The 19,585-nt window shown below is 64.0% G+C and carries 21 protein-coding genes; 8 read left to right on the forward strand and 13 right to left on the reverse strand.

From position 1 onward, the window contains the following. Positions 1–116: 116 nt before the first annotated feature. Entirely contained in the window at positions 117–449 is a 333-nt protein-coding gene (locus E0702_RS14460) for a YqcC family protein (protein WP_132045068.1), read from the reverse strand. Positions 450–750: 301 nt separating this feature from the next. On the opposite strand from E0702_RS14460, the gene E0702_RS14465 reads away from it, so the two are divergent. The 4 genes from E0702_RS14465 (at position 751) to E0702_RS14480 (ending at position 3,742) form a co-directional block, all read left to right on the forward strand. Beyond that, on the forward strand, positions 751–1,770 hold the full coding sequence (locus E0702_RS14465) for a DUF3549 family protein (RefSeq protein WP_132045070.1): 1,020 nt from the start codon (positions 751–753) through the stop codon (positions 1,768–1,770). Positions 1,771–1,794: 24 nt separating this feature from the next. Then, entirely contained in the window at positions 1,795–2,232 is a 438-nt protein-coding gene (locus E0702_RS14470; RefSeq protein ID WP_132045163.1) for an ATP-dependent zinc protease family protein, read from the forward strand. A 29-nt stretch (positions 2,233–2,261) separates the two neighbouring features. Next, the gene (gene rimK / locus E0702_RS14475) at positions 2,262–3,170 is read left to right on the forward strand and encodes a 30S ribosomal protein S6--L-glutamate ligase (RefSeq protein ID WP_132045072.1); all 909 of its coding nucleotides are present in this window, start codon (positions 2,262–2,264) and stop codon (positions 3,168–3,170) included. Positions 3,171–3,292: 122 nt separating this feature from the next. Next, complete coding sequence (locus tag E0702_RS14480) at positions 3,293–3,742, forward strand: hypothetical protein (RefSeq protein WP_132045074.1); 450 nt, start codon at positions 3,293–3,295, stop codon at positions 3,740–3,742. 9 nt (positions 3,743–3,751) lie between these two features. On the opposite strand, the gene E0702_RS14485 is transcribed toward E0702_RS14480, so the two are convergent. From E0702_RS14485 to E0702_RS14520, 8 genes are all read right to left on the reverse strand, one after another. After that, positions 3,752–4,480, reverse strand: a complete 729-nt coding sequence (locus tag E0702_RS14485; protein WP_132045076.1) for a SanA/YdcF family protein — start codon at positions 4,478–4,480, stop codon at positions 3,752–3,754. A gap of 68 nt (positions 4,481–4,548) precedes the next feature. Further along, positions 4,549–5,121 carry a putative Fe-S cluster assembly protein SufT gene (sufT, locus tag E0702_RS14490; RefSeq protein WP_132045078.1) on the reverse strand — a complete coding sequence of 191 codons (573 nt, stop codon included), beginning with the start codon at positions 5,119–5,121 and terminating at the stop codon, positions 4,549–4,551. Positions 5,122–5,219: 98 nt separating this feature from the next. Continuing rightward, positions 5,220–6,476, reverse strand: coding sequence for a cysteine desulfurase (locus E0702_RS14495; RefSeq protein WP_132045080.1), 1,257 nt, complete (start codon positions 6,474–6,476; stop codon positions 5,220–5,222). Between the two features lie 46 nt (positions 6,477–6,522). After that, entirely contained in the window at positions 6,523–7,872 is a 1,350-nt protein-coding gene (sufD, locus tag E0702_RS14500) for a Fe-S cluster assembly protein SufD (RefSeq protein ID WP_132045082.1), read from the reverse strand. Continuing rightward, complete coding sequence (sufC, locus tag E0702_RS14505) at positions 7,869–8,621, reverse strand: Fe-S cluster assembly ATPase SufC (protein WP_132045084.1); 753 nt, start codon at positions 8,619–8,621, stop codon at positions 7,869–7,871. The genes sufD and sufC overlap by 4 nt, the downstream gene beginning before the upstream one ends. A 44-nt stretch (positions 8,622–8,665) precedes the next feature. Then, on the reverse strand, positions 8,666–10,108 hold the full coding sequence (gene sufB / locus E0702_RS14510; RefSeq protein WP_132045086.1) for a Fe-S cluster assembly protein SufB: 1,443 nt from the start codon (positions 10,106–10,108) through the stop codon (positions 8,666–8,668). 70 nt (positions 10,109–10,178) lie between these two features. After that, positions 10,179–10,643, reverse strand: coding sequence for an SUF system Fe-S cluster assembly regulator (locus E0702_RS14515; protein ID WP_132045088.1), 465 nt, complete (start codon positions 10,641–10,643; stop codon positions 10,179–10,181). A gap of 197 nt (positions 10,644–10,840) precedes the next feature. Further along, on the reverse strand, positions 10,841–11,182 hold the full coding sequence (locus E0702_RS14520) for a zinc ribbon domain-containing protein YjdM (RefSeq protein WP_132045090.1): 342 nt from the start codon (positions 11,180–11,182) through the stop codon (positions 10,841–10,843). Between the two features lie 135 nt (positions 11,183–11,317). Here E0702_RS14520 and E0702_RS14525 point away from each other — a divergent pair, with 135 nt between their 5' ends. Next, a complete protein-coding gene (locus E0702_RS14525) occupies positions 11,318–12,226 on the forward strand; it encodes a complex I NDUFA9 subunit family protein (protein ID WP_132045092.1) in 909 nt (302 codons plus the stop codon). A 21-nt stretch (positions 12,227–12,247) separates the two neighbouring features. Here E0702_RS14525 and gloA read toward each other — a convergent pair whose 3' ends face one another. The 3 genes from gloA to E0702_RS14540 form a co-directional block, all read right to left on the reverse strand. Beyond that, complete coding sequence (gloA, locus tag E0702_RS14530) at positions 12,248–12,781, reverse strand: lactoylglutathione lyase (RefSeq protein WP_132045094.1); 534 nt, start codon at positions 12,779–12,781, stop codon at positions 12,248–12,250. A gap of 91 nt (positions 12,782–12,872) precedes the next feature. Beyond that, positions 12,873–14,456 carry a GMC family oxidoreductase gene (locus E0702_RS14535; RefSeq protein WP_132045096.1) on the reverse strand — a complete coding sequence of 528 codons (1,584 nt, stop codon included), beginning with the start codon at positions 14,454–14,456 and terminating at the stop codon, positions 12,873–12,875. Between the two features lie 37 nt (positions 14,457–14,493). Beyond that, on the reverse strand, positions 14,494–15,063 hold the full coding sequence (locus tag E0702_RS14540) for a twin-arginine translocation signal domain-containing protein (protein ID WP_132045098.1): 570 nt from the start codon (positions 15,061–15,063) through the stop codon (positions 14,494–14,496). A gap of 218 nt (positions 15,064–15,281) precedes the next feature. On the opposite strand from E0702_RS14540, the gene E0702_RS14545 reads away from it, so the two are divergent. Both E0702_RS14545 and E0702_RS14550 read left to right on the forward strand, forming a co-directional pair. Beyond that, a complete protein-coding gene (locus tag E0702_RS14545) occupies positions 15,282–15,608 on the forward strand; it encodes a ribbon-helix-helix domain-containing protein (RefSeq protein WP_240721770.1) in 327 nt (108 codons plus the stop codon). 386 nt (positions 15,609–15,994) lie between these two features. Continuing rightward, positions 15,995–17,140, forward strand: coding sequence for a histone deacetylase family protein (locus E0702_RS14550; protein ID WP_240721771.1), 1,146 nt, complete (start codon positions 15,995–15,997; stop codon positions 17,138–17,140). Positions 17,141–17,193: 53 nt separating this feature from the next. Here E0702_RS14550 and E0702_RS14555 read toward each other — a convergent pair whose 3' ends face one another. After that, a complete protein-coding gene (locus E0702_RS14555) occupies positions 17,194–17,952 on the reverse strand; it encodes a VIT1/CCC1 transporter family protein (RefSeq protein ID WP_132045102.1) in 759 nt (252 codons plus the stop codon). Positions 17,953–18,161: 209 nt separating this feature from the next. Between E0702_RS14555 and E0702_RS14560 the strand changes: the two genes are divergently transcribed. Continuing rightward, positions 18,162–19,418, forward strand: coding sequence for a M20/M25/M40 family metallo-hydrolase (locus E0702_RS14560; RefSeq protein WP_132045105.1), 1,257 nt, complete (start codon positions 18,162–18,164; stop codon positions 19,416–19,418). Positions 19,419–19,585 lie beyond the last annotated feature (167 nt).

Below are 19,585 nucleotides of genomic sequence, written 5' to 3' on the forward strand. Positions count from 1 at the left end.
TCCTGTTGTCCTGTTGTCCTGTTGTCCTGTTGTCCTGTTGTCCTGTTGTCCTGTTGTCCTGTTGTCCTGTTGTGCTGTTGTAACAGTGCCTGGCGACCAGGCAGCTCGCTACCGACTCAGTTGTCGGTGATCAGGCGGTCGATCTCCTCCACCACCTGGCAGAGCAGCAGGCGGTCGCTGGCACGCCCTCCCTGCTGGGCAAAATAGGCCGCCAGGGCCGGGGCCACATCACAGCGCGCCGGCAGTGGAGCGCGACGCTCCACCAGGGCGTCCAGCCGGGCGATAAACACGAAACGCAACCACTGGGGAAGCGCCATGGTATCGACGCAGAAGGGCTCCTCGCTATCGAATGCCGAGGGCGCGGGCGTCTCCATCTTCCACAGGTTGGCGGCCTTCATGTTGGCCTCGAGCCGGCGCAGGGACTTGTCGAGTTCGTCGTGAACCGTCATCGGGGAAGCTCCCAGTCGAGTGTGGCGTCATTATCCCGCCCCCGGCGACCCGTGACCACCCGCCACCTAAAGGATCACGATATCGCGCTCCGCTCCGGGTAATTATCCCATGCTCATGGCTCATTCACAGTTTCCGTGAACGGCCCTGTGGATAACCGCTGGAAAGAGTTCGCTAGCCCTGATGCCATGGGAGACAGCGAACGGCGATCAAACTTTGACCATCCCTGGCACATCCTCGCCGAACCTGCTGACAGCCTGGTGATGCCACGGTAGAGTGCACGCTCAGACAAGCGGAGATGCCATGCAACCCATCCACACCCTTCACGACTTCTTCGTGCGCAGCGGGGCCGAGGTACGGCTCTACCACCTGGGCCGGCGCGTGGAGCCCTGCGAGATGGCGACCCTGGAAGCCCTGGAGGCCGGCACGGCGCCCTGGCCGGCTCCCTGGCAGGGCCAGGCCCGGCTGGGCCTGGTCTTCCGTCTTGGCGACATGCCCGACCCGCTGATCTGGTTCCTGGCACTGCCCCTCGATGAACAGGGCCGGCTCGACCCTGCATCCCGCGATGCCTTCGTGCAGCGGTTACTCGAGACCCTGGGCCGGAACGTGGCCAATGTCGGGCGCGAGGATGGCCAGGCGGTGGATAACCTGATGAAGGACAATCCGCTGGCCTTTACGCCATCGCTCCCCTTCCAGGCCATGCTGCATGCCCTCGCCAGCCACAATCTGGGACGAGCGGCCAGCTCGCACCTGGAGCCGGTAGAGGCCTATCTCAGTGGTCAGCAGACGCTCGACTGGCAGGCGCTCGGCCTCCAGGGCCTGGCCGACTTTGCGGTACGTATGGGAGATGAGGAGAGTCGCCAGCTCGTCCGGCGGCTGCCCGACCTGCCCACCGCGATGCTCACCTCACTGTGCTACTGTCTCGAGCATGTCGCCATCGATGACCGGCTGGCCCAGGCGCTACGCGTCCGGGGCGAGGCGGCTGCCGAGGCCGGCGATGTCGAGACCCTGTGTGCCTGTGTACGGGCGGCGTCGACCAGCGAGGCCGCCGGTGACTGGTTCGACAGCCTGCTGGCCGATGTCCACGCCTGTGGCCCCGATCTGCTGGCGGCCATCGCCGCGCGCGGCTGGCCGCTTCTCGAGGATGGTCAGCGGCTGCCGTGCTACCTTGAGCGCCTGGCAAGCTGCGAGCAGGCGGACTTCATGAGAGTGGCCCGCGACCTGGCCCTGATCCCCAGGCTGCGGCTGCCGGTGTTGATGATCTTGCGCGAGGCGCCCGCCGACTCGTCCATCGGCAAGCGGCTCGTGGCCCTGACGCGCTAAAGGCGAAGACGACCCATGACAACGATGAAGGAACTGCCCTATACCCCCAAGGCGATCATTGGCCGCCGGGAGATGGTCGAGCTGACCGACATGCAGCTGGTATTGTGCGCCAAGGCGGATACCGGGGCGCGTACCTCGGCGCTGCACGCGGAGGACATCACGACCTTCGAGGAGGAGGGAGAGCCGTGGGTCAGTTTTACCATCCCCGGCAGTGGCCCCGACTCGCCACCCCACGTCTTCCGCATGCCGCTCCACGACCGCCGCAAGGTACGCAGCTCCAACGGTCAACAGGAGTGGCGCTATGTGGTCCGCACGCCCATGCGGCTCGGCACCCTGGAGTACCCGGTGGAGTTCACCTTGACCGATCGACGCGACATGCGTCACCCCATGCTGTTGGGCCGGCGCGCTCTGCGCCGCCTGTTAGTAGCTCCCGGCGCCTCCTTTCTGCTCGGCGACCCCTGAATTCGCTTTCCCCCCTCCGGAGCGACTCGATGCATTTTGCACTGCTGTCACGCAACCGTAATCTCTACTCCACTCGACGCCTGGTGGAGGCCGCCGAGCAGCGCGGCCACACCGCGCGAGTGGTCGACACCCTGCGCTGCTACATGAGCATCGCGGCTCACCAGCCATCGATCCACTACAAGGGCGGAGAGCTGGAAACCTTCGATGCCGTGATCCCGAGGATCGGCGCCTCGGTAACCTTCTACGGCTGTGCGGTGCTGCGCCAGTTCGAGATGATGGGCACCTATGTGCTCAACGACAGCGTCGCGATCACTCGCTCGCGAGACAAGCTGCGCTCGCTGCAGCTGCTCTCGCGCAAGGGGCTTGGCCTGCCGATCACCGGTTTTGCGCACTCCCCCGATGATATTCCCGACCTGATCACCATGGTCAAGAATGCTCCGCTGGTCATCAAGCTGCTCGAGGGCACCCAGGGGATCGGCGTAGTGCTGGCCGAGACCAACCAGGCGGCGGAGAGCGTGATCCAGGCCTTCATGGGCATGAAGGCCAACATCATGGTTCAGGAGTACATCAAGGAAGCCAAGGGTGCCGATATTCGCTGCCTGGTGATCGGCGACAAGGTCGTGGCCGCCATGAAACGTCAGGCCGCCGAGGGTGAGTTCCGATCCAACCTGCACCGCGGCGGTACCGCCAGTGTCATCCGGATCACCCCTGAGGAGCGCTCCACGGCGATCCGTGCCGCCAAGGCCATGGGCCTGCGAGTGGCCGGTGTCGACCTGCTACGCAGCAATCATGGTCCAGTCATCATGGAGGTCAACTCCTCGCCCGGCCTGCAGGGCATCGAGAGTGCCACCGGCAAGGATATCGCCGGCCTGATCATCGAGCACCTTGAAAAGAATGCGGCCCCGGCACGCAAGGCGCCACCTAAACCCAAGGGGTAATTGCCAGTTGCGCACAAGCCAGGCTCAATGGGCATTGCGATTTCCATACTTATTCCAGTCTGGGGGTAGCAAAACACTGTTTTCCCCGCCACAATCTGCGTCACCAAAGGGGGTGACCGCTCATGTTTCTCGACAATCGCCAGGTGGCGATGGACAGCGTGCTGGAAGCGCTGGCTGACAGCATCGACTATTTTCAGGACAATCTGGAGCGCCTGCGGCCAACGCTGCGTGATGCTCTCAAGCCTCACTATGAGACACGCAGCCGTTCAATGCGCGAGCTGCAATCACTCGCCCGGGAGCATCTCAACATGCTGCCGCGTGATGCCGATGTCGAACGCGACGACTACATGTGGTTGTGGAGCCGGCTGAAGAGCTTCGTCGGCAACGAGCGTCAGGTGGTGATCGGAGAGCTCCTGGAACAGGAGCGAGTGCTGATGCAGTCGCTCTCCAATCTGATGACCCACCCCCTGCCAGATGAGGTCGAGTCGAAGGCAGAAGAGTGCTGGAAGGGCTGCCGGGCACTGATTCGCGAGCTCTATGCCCTGCAGAAGACCCGTGACAAGCGGCGCTGAGGCGTCTTCTCAGCGCTTTTCGCCCGATGGTGTATCGGCCGCCCAGCCCTCCTGGTCAGTAGTGCGTCGCTGCGGAATGATGACCAGCGGCTCTCGGGGTCCCAGGAAGTAGGGCTCACGGTCCCATAGATAGAGATCCCCCAGGGTAGCCAGTCGCGCTACCCACTCCCGTGCCGCCAGCCGCCACTGCCCCTTTACCTTCCGCTCCTTCACCGCACAGCCCTGGGCCTCGATCCCCAGCGCCTCGGCAATAAACAGCGCCCGTGGTAGATGCCACTCTTGCGTGATCAGCAGCGCACGCTCCACGCCAAATACCGCCTTCGCGCGAGCCAGCGTATCGAAGGTGCTGAAGCCTGCGTAATCCAGCGTCATGGCCGTTTCGGGCACCTCACGACCGCGCAGGTCACGCCACATGGTAATGGGTTCATTGTAGGAGAGGGTGCGGTTGTCACCGGAGAGCAGCAGATGGTCGACACGCCCCAGGCGCAGCAAGCGAGCCGAGGCGCTCATACGCCCCTCGAAGTAGGGATTGCGAGTTCCACTGCGGGTCCAGTGGGAAGTACCGAAGACGATACCAACCTGTTCGGCATGACACTGGGACAGATGATAGTCGATGCGTTCGCGGGTCTGCCCCAGCACCCACAGGTTGGCCACCAGCAGCAGGAGTCCCGCCATCAACACCAAGGTGCCCAGCGCCATCAGGACGGCCCGAAGGATCCGCCATGCCATCCGCTTCATCGGCACCTCCTGTTCCCTCAGCGCTCTCCCCCGCTGGTCGATCATCGCGGGGTCAACGGCGCGAGCCGCTAGAACATGCCGAGCTCGAGCTTGGCCTCGTCGCTCATCATCTCACGGCTCCAGGGCGGGTCGAAGACGATCTCGGTATGCACCTTGCTGACCTGAGGGGCGCCAAGGATCTTGTTGCGTGCATCGGCAGCGATCACATCCCCCATGCCGCAGCCGGGGGCAGTCAACGTCATGCGGATGGTGACGATACGCTCGCCACTGATCAAGCGCTCGATCCGACAGCCATAGACCAGGCCCAGGTCGACGATATTGACCGGAATCTCGGGGTCGAAGCAGGTGCGTAGCTGGTCCCACACAAACTGCTCGAGCTCCTCATCCGTGGCATCCTCATGCAGGGTCGGTCGCGGCATGGCCTCGAGCCCCACGGCGTCGAGATTGGCGCCCTCGATCAGGTAGAGGCGCCCCTCGAAGCCCACGCTGAGCGTGCTGCCCTTGGCCTGCATTACACTGACCACGCTGTCCTCGGTCAGCGTCACGCTGTTGCCGAAGGGAATGGAGATCACCTCCACATCACGCTGCAGGGGCAGCTCCTGCCCCTTGTGAAGGCTCGCAATCTGCTCGATGTCGCTCATGGCGTTCCTTTTCTAGCGGTTCCTTGTCCGACCATTATTTGCCTGACCATTGCTTGCCTGACCATGGCTTGCCTGACCATGGCTTGCCTGACCATGGCTTACCTGACCATGCCGATCACGCGCTCCAGGGCATCGGCGAAGATGTCGACTTCATCCAGGGTGTTGTAGGCGGCAAACGACGCCCGGCAGGTCGCATCGACACCGAAGTGAGCGAGCAGCGGTTGAGCACAGTGGTGGCCGGTTCGAATCGCCACCCCGAGCTGGTCGATCAGCAGGCCGATATCCTGGGCGTGGGCACCATCGACCACGAAGGAGAGCACTCCGGCCTTCTCCGGTGAGGTGCCCAGTATACGCAGGCCGTCGATGCGCAGGACCCGCTCGGTGGCATGGGCCAGCAGCCGCCCCTCCCAGGCACCGATCGCCTCGACCCCGACTCCACTCACCCACTTCAGTGCCGCGCCAAGGGCGATCACCTCGGCAATGGCCGGCGTGCCGGCCTCGAACTTGTGGGGAATCTCGGCGAAGGTGGTCTCGGCCTCGAAGGAGACGGTGGCGATCATCTCCCCCCCTCCCTGCCAGGGCGGCATCGCCTCGAGCAGCTCGGTCTTGCCATAGAGCACACCGACCCCGGTGGGGCCATAGACCTTGTGACCGGAGAAGGCGTAGAAGTCGGCATCGAGATCGCGCACGTCTACCGCCTGATGGGGCGTGGCCTGGGCACCATCGACCAGGATCCGCGCACCATGGGCATGGGCAATGGTCGCCATTTCCTTGACCGGGTTGACGGTTCCGAAGGCATTGGAGACATGGTTGACCGCGACCAGCCGGGTTCGCTCGCTGAACAGCTCGCGATAGGCATCGAGATCCAGTGTGCCATGGGCGTCTACCGGGATCACCTTGATGGTAAAGCCGATCTCGGCGGCCAGCAGCTGCCAGGGCACGATATTGGAGTGGTGCTCGAGGCGCGAGATAAGCACCTCGTCACCGGCCTGGAGGTTGGCACGCCCCCAGCTGTTGGCCACCAGGTTGATCGCCTCGGTGGTACCACGGGTGAAGATGATCTCGCGGCTATCGGCGGCATTCAGGAAGCCGCGCACCGTCTCCCGGGTACCCTCGAAGGCAGCGGTGGCCTCATCCGCCAGGGTGTGCAGCCCGCGGTGAATGTTGGCGTTGTAGCCACCGTAGTAGGCAGCGAACGTGTCGATCACCTGCCGTGGGGTCTGGCTGGTCGCCGCATTGTCGAGATAGACCAGCGGCCTGCCATGCACCTGGCGCGTGAGAATCGGAAAGTCGGCGCGAATCGCCGCGACGTCGAGGCTCGACGTCGCGGGGGCGCGGGTAGCCAGATCGGTCATGGCAGGCTCCTCCTCAGGATATCGCGGTCGCTCTCACTCATGGCCCTTACTCATCACCCAGGGCCACGGCGGTTTCCACCAGCCCGGCCAGGTTGAAGCGCTCGGGCAGCTTGCCGGCGACGGCGAGCTCCACACGCTCGGCGATGGCATCCAGGCGCACCGCCTCGAGCACCTCACCCGCGAAGGCCAGGGTCAGCAGACCTCGAGCCGTCTGGCGATCGATTCCGCGAGCGCGCAGGGCATAGATCGCCTCCTCGTCGAGCTGTCCCGTGGTGCAGCCGTGGGTGCACTTGACGTCATCGGCGTAGATCTCGAGTTCGGGCTTGGCATCGATCTCGGCGCGATCGGAGAGCAGCAGGTTGGCGTTGCTCTGGAAGCCTTCGATCTTCTGACTGTCAGGCTTGACCACCACCTTGCCGTTGAACACGCCATGCGAGCGATCGTCGAGGATGCCCTTGTAGTTCTCGTTGGAGAAGGTGCGCGGCGCATTGTGGTTGGCCAGGGTGTGGCTGTCGACATGCTGGCGACCCTCGCCATAGAACAGGCCGTAGAAGTCGCTGGTCGCGTTCTCGCCATTCAGCTCGCTGATCAGGTCGGTGCGCACCAGGGCGCCCCCCAGATTCAGGTTGAACGAGGTATAGCGGCTGTCACGGGCCTGTTCGACATGAATCGACGCCACATGCAGATCGGCGAGCGGCGCCTCCTGAAGCTTGTAGTGGGTGAGCATGGCGTTACGCTCGAGGATCACTTCCGCCACCAGGTTGGTGAAGTTGGCGGCGCCCTCCTCGCCCACATGATGCTCGACCAGGGTCGCCTCACTGCGCCCGCCGGCCTGCACCAGAACGCGGGGATGGCTCATCACCGGTGCCTCGCCGTTACGGGAGAGGAACTGCAGGATGATCGGCTTCTCGACCACGGTGCCCGGCGCCAGGCGCAGCACGGCGCCCTCCTCCATAAAGGCGGTGTTCAGCGCCGAAAAGGGCGAGAATTCGACCCCGGTGAGGCGCCCCAGCGGTCCGCCTACCGCCTCGTGATTCTCGGCCAGTGCCACCGACAGGGGCTGCAGGGAGACGCCCTCCGGCAGGCCATCGAGCTGCGACAGCGATGCCGAGAAGATGCCGTCGACGAAGGTCAATCGATAGGCATCGATGGGCAGGGTCAACGTCGCCGCGCTGGCGGGTGAGAAGTCGGCATCGGCGGCCAGGGCGAAGTCGCCCCGGGCGATGGCACGAACATCGGTATACTTCCACGCCTCGTCGCGGCGAGTGGGAAAGCCCATCGCCTCGAAGCGGGCCGCGCCGGCCTGCCGACGCGCGGCAATCCAGGTCGGCTCGCCAGCGCGGTCGGCACGAGCCTCGGCCAGACGGTCGAGAAAACGCTGTGTATCTTCACTCATGCGACGGACTCCTCCAGCACCCAGTCATAGCCACGGGATTCGAGCTCGCGAGCCAGGTCCGCGTCGCCGCTCATGGCGATACGGCCGTCGACGAGCACGTGAACCCGGTCCGGCACGATATAGTCGAGCAGACGCTGATAGTGGGTCACCAACAGGATGGCCCGCTCCTCGGAGCGCAGCGAGTTGACGCCATCGGAGACGACCTTCATGGCGTCGATGTCGAGACCCGAGTCGATCTCGTCAAGCATCGCCAGGCGCGGCTCCAGCACCAGCATCTGCAGGATCTCGTTGCGCTTCTTCTCGCCGCCGGAGAAGCCTTCGTTGACGGAGCGCTGCAGGAAGCTGGCATCCATCTGCATGAGCGCCGCCTTCTCCTTGATCAGCTTCATGAACTCGGGAGCCGGAATCTCGCCTAGCCCCTGAGCCTCGCGCTTGGCATTGAGCGCGGCCTTGAGCAGATAGATGTTCTTGACCCCCGGAATCTCGACCGGGTACTGGAAGCCCAGCAGCAGGCCCGCACAGGCACGCTCCTCGACGGACATCTCCAGCACGTCCTGGCCGTCATAGGTGATGCTGCCGCTGGTCACCTCATACTCTTCCCTGCCGGCGATGACCGCCGAGAGGGTCGACTTACCGGAGCCGTTGGGCCCCATGATGGCGTGCACCTCACCGGCATTGATGGACAGCGACAGGCCCTTGAGGATTTCATTACCCTCGACGGAAACGTGTAGATCCTTGACTTCGAGCATCGTGAATACCTTTTGATTCGATTAAGCGATTGGCAACGGTGTGATCAGCCGACGGAGCCTTCGAGGGTGACCCTGAGCAGCGCTTCGGCCTCGACGGCAAACTCCATGGGCAGCTCCTGGAAGACATCCTTGCAGAAGCCGTTGACGATCATGCTCACGGCGTCCTCCTCGGAGATGCCGCGGCTCTGGCAGTAGAAGAGCTGGTCATCGCCGATCTTGGAGGTGGTGGCCTCATGCTCCACGGTCGCGGTGCTGTTGCCGATCTCCTGATAAGGGAAGGTGTGGGCGCCACACTGATCACCGATCAGCAGCGAGTCACACTCCGTAAAGTTGCGCGCGCCCTTGGCACGGGGGCCGATCTTCACCAGGCCGCGATAGGCCTGGTTGCTGCGCCCGGACGAGATCCCCTTGGAGATGATGCTGGAGCGAGACCCCTCGCCGATATGGATCATCTTGGTGCCGGTGTCGGCCTGCTGGCGGCCACCGGTCACCGCCACTGAGTAGAACTCACCGATGCTGTCCTTGCCGCGCAGCACGCAGGAGGGATACTTCCAGGTGATGGCGGAGCCGGTCTCGACCTGGGTCCAGCTGATGCGCGAGCGGTCGCCACGACAGTCACCGCGCTTGGTGACGAAGTTGTAGATACCGCCCTTGCCATCCTCGTCGCCGGGATACCAGTTCTGCACGGTGGAGTACTTGATGTAGGCATCGTCCAGCGCCACCAGCTCGACCACTGCCGCGTGCAGCTGGTTCTCGTCGCGCATCGGCGCGGTGCAGCCCTCCAGATAGGAGACCTGGGCGCCCTCCTCACAGATGATCAGGGTGCGCTCGAACTGCCCGGTATTCTCGGCGTTGATGCGGAAGTAGGTGGAGAGCTCCATGGGGCAGGTCACGCCCTTGGGCACGAACACGAAGGAGCCGTCGGTAAATACCGCCGAGTTGAGCGCCGCGAAGTAGTTGTCGGTCTGGGGCACCACGGTGCCGAGATACTGCTTGACCAGCTCCGGATACTTCTGCACCGCCTCAGAGATGGGGCAGAAGATCACCCCGGCTTCGCCGAGCTTCTCCTTGAAGGTGGTGGTCACGGAGACCGAGTCGAAGACGGCGTCCACCGCCACCCCAGCCAGGGCGGCACGCTCATGCAGCGGAATACCCAGCTTCTCGTAGGTCTCGAGCAGCTTGGGATCCACCTCGTCGAGGCTCTGGGGGCGATCCTCGGGGCGCTTGGGCGCACTGAAGTAGGAGATGGCCTGGTAGTCGATAGGCGGAAAATCGAGGTGAGCCCAGGAGGGCGGCGTCATCTTCAACCAGGCACGGTACGCCTTGAGACGCCACTCGAGCATCCACTCCGGCTCGCCCTTCTTCTTCGAGATAAAGGCGATGACGTCCTCGTCAAGGCCCGGCGGTAGCGTCTCGCTCTCGATGTCGGTCACGAACCCCTCTTTGTATTCGCGACGGACAAGCTGTTCCATTTCTTCAGTTGCCATGATCTCTCCCCTCCCGGACATTGGGCCGGCGAGACGGGCTCGCCGATTGTATCTGATGAAACTTGGGTGCTCAGGCCGTATCGGCGGCCAGGCTCACGCTCTGGATGGGCAGCTGTACCGGCAACTTGATCGGCGTGGGGCTGGCCAGGTGTGCCAGAGTCACGCTGCCGAGCAGGGTGCGCACACCCAACGATACGCGCTGCCAGTTATCGGCGACGCCGCAGGTGGCGGCCAGTTCACAGTCGCCGTCGTCATGACTGCACTCCGTCATCGCCACCGGCCCTTCGATGGCGGTGATGATATCGATAGTGGTGATCTCGGAGGCAGGCCGTGCCAGCGAATATCCCCCCAGGGCACCGCGGCGTGACTCGAGCAGCCCCGCCTTGACCAGCATCTTCAGCGTCTTGCTGACGGTGGGGTGCGGTAGCTGGACGGCCTCGGCGAGATCGGCAGCGGCCTGGGGGTGCTCGGGGTGACGAGCGATCTGGGCCATCACCACAGCGGCGTAGTCGGTCAGCCGCGAGAGCTTGAGCATGGCGAGCCTCCTGTGGACGAGTGGCCAGCGATATGCCGTGCCTCAATAGCGGACCATTTTAGTCCCATATGATTTCGATGTGAAGCCCGACCCGAGAATTCCCTTATCCAACCGGCAGAATCGCGGCATGATCGACGCAGATAGCATCAATAAAGGCAATCGTTATCATTTGCAGAAACTGTCAATCCGCATGGAAATCAGGCCTTTTTCACGAACTGGGACTTCAGCTTCATGGGGCCGACACCCTCGACCTTGCAGTCGATATCGTGGTCCCCCTCCACCAGCCGAATGCTCTTGACCTTGGTGCCCACCTTTACCACCTGGGAGGAGCCCTTGATCTTGAGATCCTTGATCACCGTGACGCTGTCGCCATCGGCCAGCAGATTGCCGTTGGCATCACGCACCTCGAGGCCAGTGTCGACGGCCTCGCCACCGGCTTGTGCGGACCACTCATGGCCGCACTCGGGGCAGACGTACTGGATGCCGTCCTCGTAGGTATAGGGAGAGTTACAGGCAGGACAGGCGGGAAGTTCGCTCATGACAGGCTCCGGACGAGGTGGGTTGAAAGCCGCCAAGCCTACACCGCGGCGCTGCGAGTCACCAGTGGACACATGACGACCGGGGCCCGGCCTGGCAGGATTGACCCATCCAATGTGTAGGTAGAAGGAAGCAGCATGCAGGAGGGTCCAACCACGGTCTTCGGTGGCACCGGCTTCCTTGGCCGCGCCATCGTGCGCGAGCTGGTGGAGGCGGGCCGCCCGGTGCGCATCGCCTCACGCCACCCGAAACTACCCGCATGGCGCGAGCCAGGGGACCGGATCGAGGCCATGACCTGCGACATTCGCGACGAGGCACAGGTGGTGGCGGCCCTGGAGGGCAGCACCGCCGCGATCAATGCAGTGAGCCTCTACGTGGAGCAGCCCCGAGCGGGTCTGACCTTTACCGCGATTCATGAACGGGCCGCCGGCCGCCTCGCGGAGATGGCGCGGGGGGCCGGCATCTCGAGGCTCGTACATGTCTCGGGGATCGGTGCCGATGCCCGCTCCCCCTCCGCCTATGTGCGTGCCCGGGCCGCCGGCGAGGACGCCGTGATCGCCGAGCTGCCCAAGGCGATCCTGATCCGCCCCGGTGTGCTGTTCGGCCCCGATGACGCCTTGCTGGCCAACCTCGCCCGGCTGGTGCGCCTGCCGCTGGTGCCGCTGTTCGGTCGCGGGGCGACCCGCCTGCAGCCGGTGCATGTGGATGATGTGGCCCGTGCCGCGACGCGCCTCACTGCGACACGCCCCGTCGAGCGACGGCTCTTCGAGCTGGGTGGGCCCGAGGTATTGACCTACCGGGAACTGGTCGAGCGTGTGGCGGCTCAGCTCGAGCGCCATCCGCGACTGCTTCCGCTGCCCTTCTTCGCCTGGCGCCTCGCCGCCACCCTGCTCTCCCCGCTCCCCTCACCGCCCCTGACGCGGGACCAGGTACTGCTGATGCAGCGCGACAACCTCGCCGACCCGGACGCGGGAAGCTTCGCCGACCTCGGCATCATGCCGCGCACCCTGCACGACAGCCTGCCGCGCTGCCTTGGGGGTGGCTAGGCCGGGCGCGCCGGAACGGCGTCAGTCGCCCAGTGCCGCCAGGCGATCCGCCTGGACCACCTCGATCCAGTAGCCGTCGACGTCCTTCACGAAGACCACGTTCTTCATCTTGCCCTGGTCGGAGCGCTTGACGAACTCGACATCGTTGGCGTCGAACCACGCCTCGGCGGCCTCGAGGTCCGGAACGCTGAAGCAGATGTGGCCGAAGCCCTGAGGCTCGGCATTGCCATCGTGATAGATGCGCCCCTCTTGGTTCTCGGTGCCCCAGTTGTGGGTCAACTCCAGCAGGCCACGCTGACTGAAGGTCCAGACGGTACGCTCGCCACTCTCCTCCGGTACCGCCTCGCCGGCCTCCGGACGGGCCAGGAAGTAGAGCGAGAATTGCATCTCCTCGAAGTCGAGGCGACGCATGACGCGCATGCCGAACACCCGAGTGTAGAAAGCGAGCGCCTTCTCGGGGTCCTTGACCCTGAGCATGGTGTGGTTGAGGAGGAAGCCATCGGAGTCGGAGGTGGGGGCCTTTACTCCGGGGTATTGTTCACCGGTGAAACTCATGGGATCTCCTTGCCGTGTAGCTCGAAATCGTGCTGCCAATAGGAAGCATTCTGCGAAAAGGCGCCTCCGGCCTCGGCCGGGGGCGAAGGGTTCAGACAGCGCCGCGCTGCATCAGTTCCCCGATATACTCCGCCTGACGGATCGCCAGGGAGACAATAGTCAGGGTGGGGTTCTCCGCCGCCGAGGTGGTGAACTGACTGCCGTCCGATATGAACAGATTGGGGATCTCGTGAGCCTGTCCGAACCCGTTGCAGACGCCGTCCTCGGGGCGCTCGCTCATCCGGCAGGTGCCCAGGTTATGGGTCGAGGGGTAAGGTGGCACCTCGTAGATGTCCCGAGCCCCCACCGAGCGGTATAGCTCGGCCCCCTGGCGGTAGCCGTGCTCGCGCATGGCAATGTCATTGGGATGATCGTCGTAATGTACGTTGGCCACCGGAAGGCCGTAGCGGTCTGTGACGTCAGAGTTTAGGGTTACGCGGTTGCTCTCCTGAGGCAGGTCCTCACCTACCAGCCACATGCCGGCCATGTTCTCATACTGGTCGAGCGCGCCGGTGAAGCGCGGTCCCCAGGCACCGGGGTCGAGGAAGGCCGCCATAAACGGAAGGCCCAGCGACAGTGTTTCCATTTCGTACCCGCCCACGAATCCCCGCTCAGGATCGTGTCGTGACTCATCGGAGATGATGCCGGCCATGGTGGTACCGCGATACATGTGCACGGGCTCGTCGAAGGTGGCGTAGACCGAGCCAGTCATGTGGCGCATGTAGTTGCGTCCCACCTGGCCGGAACCGTTGGCAAGTCCCTCGGGGAACATCGTGCTCGCCGAGTTGAGGAGCAAGCGCGGCGTTTCGATGGAGTTGCCGGCCACTGCCACCAACCGCGCCTTCTGCCGCTGCTCGTTGCCGTCGGCATCGAAGTAGACAACAGCCGTTACCTTGCCGCTATCATCGTGCTCGATGCGTGCCACATGGGACTCGGGGCGAAGCTCCAGGTGGCCGGTCGCAATCCCTTCTGGCAGTTCGGTATAGAGAGTCGACCACTTGGCGCCGGTCTTGCAGCCCTGGAAACAGAAGCCCCGCTGTTGGCAGGCGGCACGTCCATCGCGGGGCGCGCTGTTGATGGCCATGTGCCCGGTGTTGCATGAGTAGCCTAGGTTCTTCGCTCCGTTGTACATCACATTGAAGTTGTTGTTGCCAGGCAGCCCCTTGTTGTCGTTAGTGCGGGTCACCCCCATGCGCTGTTCAGCACGGTCATAATAGGGTGCCAGGTCGTCGTAGGTGAGTGGCCAGTCGAGCAGGTTGGCACCCGCGACGTCCCCATAGGTCGAGAGAGCCGCAAATTCATGAGGCTGGAAGCGCAAGCTCGCGCCTGCCCAGTGAACCGTGGTCCCACCCACTGCCTTGACGATCCAGGCCGGCAGGTTCGGAAAGTCCTTGGCGAGTCGCCAACTGCCGGAGGTGGTGCGCGTGTCGAGCCATGCGAGCTGAGCAAAGGAAGCCCACTCGTCGGCCAGGAAGTCGGCCGTGGTGTGCAGGGCGCCAGCCTCCAAGACCACCACATTGATGCCCTGCTGAGCCAGTTCGTTGGCCAGGGTGCCCCCCCCAGCCCCAGACCCGATCACGACAACGACGCTGTCATCGTCATGGGCAAAGGTCTTCTGGTTATCGGTCATTGCCATCTTGGCGTCTCCACATGCATTGTTGTTCTGGTCCGCGTCAGGCCGTCGGTTCCTCGAAGGGCAGATAGCCACCCTGGGGCTGCGGTGGATCAGGCAGCCAGGTAAGATCATTAAATCCTTTGGTCAGGTAGCCTCCATCGCCCTCGGCCCCCTGATAACCGAAGTGGGCGAAAGCCAGGGGATTGTCGTAGAGGGAAACCACGGCATCGCCACGGATGGTCTCGAAGAAGGGTGTACCGGCCAAGGGGGCCAGGTGCTCGAGTCGCGCGGCATCATTCAGAGCCAGCCAGTCTCCCCCGGCAGACCGGTCGAGCTCGACAATGCCATCGTGAAGGATGCCGAGCATCAAACCATCGGCCGACTTGCGATCGAGACTCTTCACCACGTGGGCGTAGACAGCATCCTCCAGGCCAGGATGGGGGAACATCTGCTTGGCGACCCCCAACAGCACCTCTCCCTGGCGAGTGCTGAGAGTATCGAGTGGCATGGCCCAGCTTCGCGAAGGGGCGAGAAACGAGATGGGCCCGGCGGCGAAGGCCAGGGTGCCGGCCAGAACGCCACCACTTCCCTTGAGGAAGACGCGGCGCGACAGGGTGGGTGAACTCATGGCTGACCTCTCTAGATTAGGGCACGACGATTGCAGGAATCGAGCACCGACTCTTGTTGTCATGGGGTGACCAGCGGAAGCGGTCACCCAAGGAGAGCATATGGCCAGCAATGCTTCGCCGGGTAACAGCGGGGTACTACATCGACGATGGTCTAATGCTAAAGGGCCACAACAGGCGGCAATGTCGGATTGAGGCCATCTCGGCAAGGTGCCGGTGCGTGGCCAATGTCTGTGAAAAAAATGAATATAAGAGAGAAGCCATGTGCCATGTCTATGCATCTACCGAGCCGGAACGCTACGAGTGCACCACCCGCTCGGTGCGCCTTCAGGGAAGCGTGACCAGCGTTCGACTTGAAAACGAGTTCTGGGAGATCCTCGACCAGTTGGCCCACGACCAGCAACTGTCTACCGGACGGTTCATCAGCGAGCTCTATGGCGAGGTCATGGCAACCAAGGGAGCGGTACCCAATCTCGCTTCCATGCTGCGGGTGGCCTGCGCGGTGCATCTGCACATCCGCGCTGAACCTGCTGCACACAGAGCATGAAATCTGAGCTATTTACCAAACGGGTTGTCAATCACACGGGACCCGACAATTAGGAACTCGAGCGCCATCCGCGACTGCTGCCACTGCCCTTCTTCGTCTGGCGCCTCGCCGCTACCCTGCTCTCCCCGCTACCCTCACCGCCCCTGACGCGGGACCAGGTAGTGCTGATGCAGCGCGACAACCTCGCCGACCCGGACGCGGGAAGCTTCGCCGATCTCGGCATCATGCCGCGCACGCTGCATGACAGCCTGCCGCGCTGTCTCCCCGTGCGTTGACACTCGACCGCGTTAGACGACCAACGGCCCGGACGAAGCGCCGCCGTCACGTCTATGCTAGATGAGCGCGCCCACGCCCAGTGGAGCCTCGCCCATCAGGGAGCCTTTGCCGTGAGCGAACAGAACCGAGTCATCGCCTTCTATGATGAACGCATGCTGGCCCACGAGCCCGACATTGAGGTGCCCTTCCTGCCTGGGCGCATGGACACGCGTATCCGCTCGCTGCTGTCAGGGCTCGGCGTGCCCTGGAAATACCCGGAACACCCCGCCCGGCTTACCGCCATTCGCCACCTCCTCGAACAGGAGCCGGTCTCCGGCATGAGGTTTGAGACGGGTATGGCCGCGACCCGGGAACAGCTCGCACGGGTTCACACCCTCTCTTACCTGGACCGTATCTTCCGACTACGCGGCCAGAACGTCTGGCTGGACGTGGATACCACCGCGGTCTCGCCCGGCAGCATTCAGGCCGCCGAGGTGGCCGCAGGCACGGCGATCGCCGCCGTGGAAGCGGTGTTCAAGGGGCAAACGGAGAGCAGCTTCGCGTTGGTGAGGCCACCGGGGCATCACGCCGAGCCGGTGCGCGCCCGGGGCTTCTGCCTGTTCAACAATGTGGCGGTGGCCGCCGCCCATGCCCGCGCGGTGCTGGGCTGCGAGCGGGTGATGATCGTCGACTGGGATGCCCACCACGGCAATGGCACCCAGGACATCTTCTGGGCCGACCCCGACGTGCTGTTCTTCGATATCCATCGTGCTGCCCCCTTCTACCCCGGCACGGGCAGCCTCGAAGAGGTCGGGGATGGTCTCGGCGATGGTACCAACGTCAATGTCCCGCTACCCGCCGACGCCGGTGATGCCGCCTATCTCAAGGCCTTCCGCGAGATCCTGGTGCCCGCGGCGCAATGGTTCCGACCAGACCTGATTCTGGTCTCGGCAGGCTTCGACCCCCACAGCCACGACCTGGCATTGAATGTCACCTACGATGGCTTTGCCGCCATGACCGGTATCCTCCAGGCCCTGGCCCGTGAGCAGTGCGGGGGACGGCTGGTCTTTGTGCTCGAGGGTGGCTACAACCTCATCTCGCTGTCACGCGGGGTACGCTCGGTGCTGAAGGTGCTGGCAGGAGAGGTCCCACCGGAACCCGGGCGACGTGGAATAGCAGAGGTGGAAGCCGCGGCAACCTTTCACCGTGCAGCTTTCGTGGAACCTGGGGTTCCGGAGGAGCCGGATAATAATGACCAGGTAAGACACCGGGAGTAGAGATCGACACTCCACGGCCACGGTCCCGAGTCGCCTTGATCCGCGTCAAGCCTTCAGACGCCAACCCCAAACAGCGCCTGAGCGAGGTGACCGGTCAGGAAGGCCAATCCCGCCGCCGCGCCGCCCATCAGCAGGGTACGCACGCCGGAGGTCAGCATCGGCTGATGATAGACGAGGCTCTTGCCCATGCCGATCAGGAAGAACATCAGCCCGGCGAGCGCGAGGCTGGAGAGAAACTGCACATTGACCGTCAGGCCGGGCACGGCGTAGGGCAGAAGCGGCACCGCCCCCACCACCAGAAAGGCAGCGAAGGTGACCAGCCCCGAGCGCAGAGGACTCAAACCCTCGGTCTGCAGGCCATGCTCCTCGCGCAGCATGGTCTCCACCCACAGCTCACGGTCGCTGCAGATGGTCTCGACCACCCGCTCGAGGGTCTCGCCGGCGAAGCCCTTGGCGATGAAGATCTGGCGGATCTCCTCGCGCTCCCCCTCGGGAATCACATCGATATGATGGTGCTCATCGCGGCGCACCCCGTCGACATGCTCGCGCTGTGCCTTGATCGCCTCATAGTTGCTGATCGCCATGCTGAAGCCATCGGCCAGCAGGTTGGCGAACCCCAGTACCAGCGCCACGGTGGCCGAGAAGCCGGCCCCGAAGGCACCGGAAACCACCGCGAAGGTCGTCACACAGCCGTCGATGCCACCCAGGATGGCGTCGGGCAGGCTCTGTCCGGCATTGCCGCCCTGCAGCCGGCGGCGGATGGCCTCCGGATGGTGCTCCGCCTCCAGATCGCTACGCTTGTGCCCTTGCATGCGAACTCCTTCCCACCGAATGGTGACATCGCTCCCCTCCTACGAGGGCCAGTGACCTCCCTCGACCCCTGCAGGGCCTGGCTGGCTCCATGATAAGCTTGGGGGAACATCCATAAGGTAGCCACTGCCGGCACGCCTGGCCTATATCACGAAGCCCCGGACACCAGGGGCACCGGCCGTGTCACCCGGCACACAAGGAGAAGTAACGAATGAGCTCTACCCCCTGGACCGCCCCCATGCCCGACGAGCAGTTCGAGCTGATGCGCGAGATTCTCGCCGCCCCGAGCCCCGTGGGGCTCGAAGGAGCCATGACCTACGGCGTGCTCAAGCCCCACTTCGATAGCTTCGCTCCCGAAGGCTGGCGGCTGCACCAGTTCAAGGGGCACGCCAGCGTGGTGCTGGACACCCACCCCGGGCGCGACGATCTGTTCAAGGTGATGATCATCGGGCACGCCGACAAGATCCGCATGCAGGTTCGCTCCATCGGCGAGGACGGCAAGATCTGGATCAACAGTGACTCCTTCCTGCCCAATGTGCTGGTCGGCCACGAGGTGACCCTGTTCAGCGAGGACCCCGAGGCGCCGGGCAGCTACCGTCGTATCCAGGGTGGCACCGTGGAGGCGCTGGGCGCCATTCACTTCTCCGATCCCGCCCAACGCAGCGGCGACAAGGGCATCAAGAAGGAGCAGCTCTACCTCGACCTGCAGATCCATGGCGACAACAAGAAGCAGCAGGTGGAGAACCTGGGCGTGCGCCCCGGCGATGCCATCCTGCTGGAGCGCCCCATCCGTCACGGCTTCAGCCCGGATACCTTCTACGGCGCCTACCTCGACAACGGCCTGGGCTGTTTCGTCACCGCCGAGGTGGCACGCCTGATCGCCGAGGCGGGAGGCACCGAGAAGGTCAGGGTGATGTTCGCCATCGCCAGCTATGAGGAGATCGGCCGCTTCGGCAGCCGGGTGCTCGCCGGCGAGCTCGAGCCCGACGCCATCATCGCCGTGGACGTCAACCACGACTACGTGGCCGCCCCCGGCATCGGCGACCGCCGCATGCAGCCACTGGAGATGGGCAAGGGCTTCACCATGTCGGTGGGCTCCATCGCCAGCGAACAGCTCAATCGCATCATCGAGAGCACCGCCCGGGAACACGCCATCCCCATGCAGCGCGATATCGTCGGCGTCGACACCGGTACCGACGGCATGGCCGGCGTGCTCGCCGCGGTGGATTGCGCGGCCACCTCGATCGGCTTCCCGATTCGCAACATGCATACCATCTCCGAGACCGGCAATACCCGGGATGTGACAGCGGCGATCCACGCGATCACTCGCAGCCTCCAGGCGCTGGACGCCCTGCCCGATCCGCATCGCGAGTTCCTCGACAACCACCCGCGCCTCGACACGGCCAGCCCGCTTACCCACCGCGGCGGTGACAAGCCCGAGAGCACGCAAGAGAACCAGGAAGGCTGATCACGAGGGACGGCCCGCGACGCCCCGAATGCCTGGCATTCAGGGCGCTATCGTCTGTGGCATCGACCATGCCGCCGAGGAATGATGCAGCGCCGACATGGGAGGTAACACAACGGAATCAGGGTTCGCTCTCATTTCCGACAGGCAAGGGCTATGATGCCCTCACA

Source organism: Halomonas marinisediminis (genome assembly GCF_004347715.1).
Taxonomy (GTDB): Bacteria; Pseudomonadota; Gammaproteobacteria; order Pseudomonadales; family Halomonadaceae; genus Halomonas; species Halomonas icarae.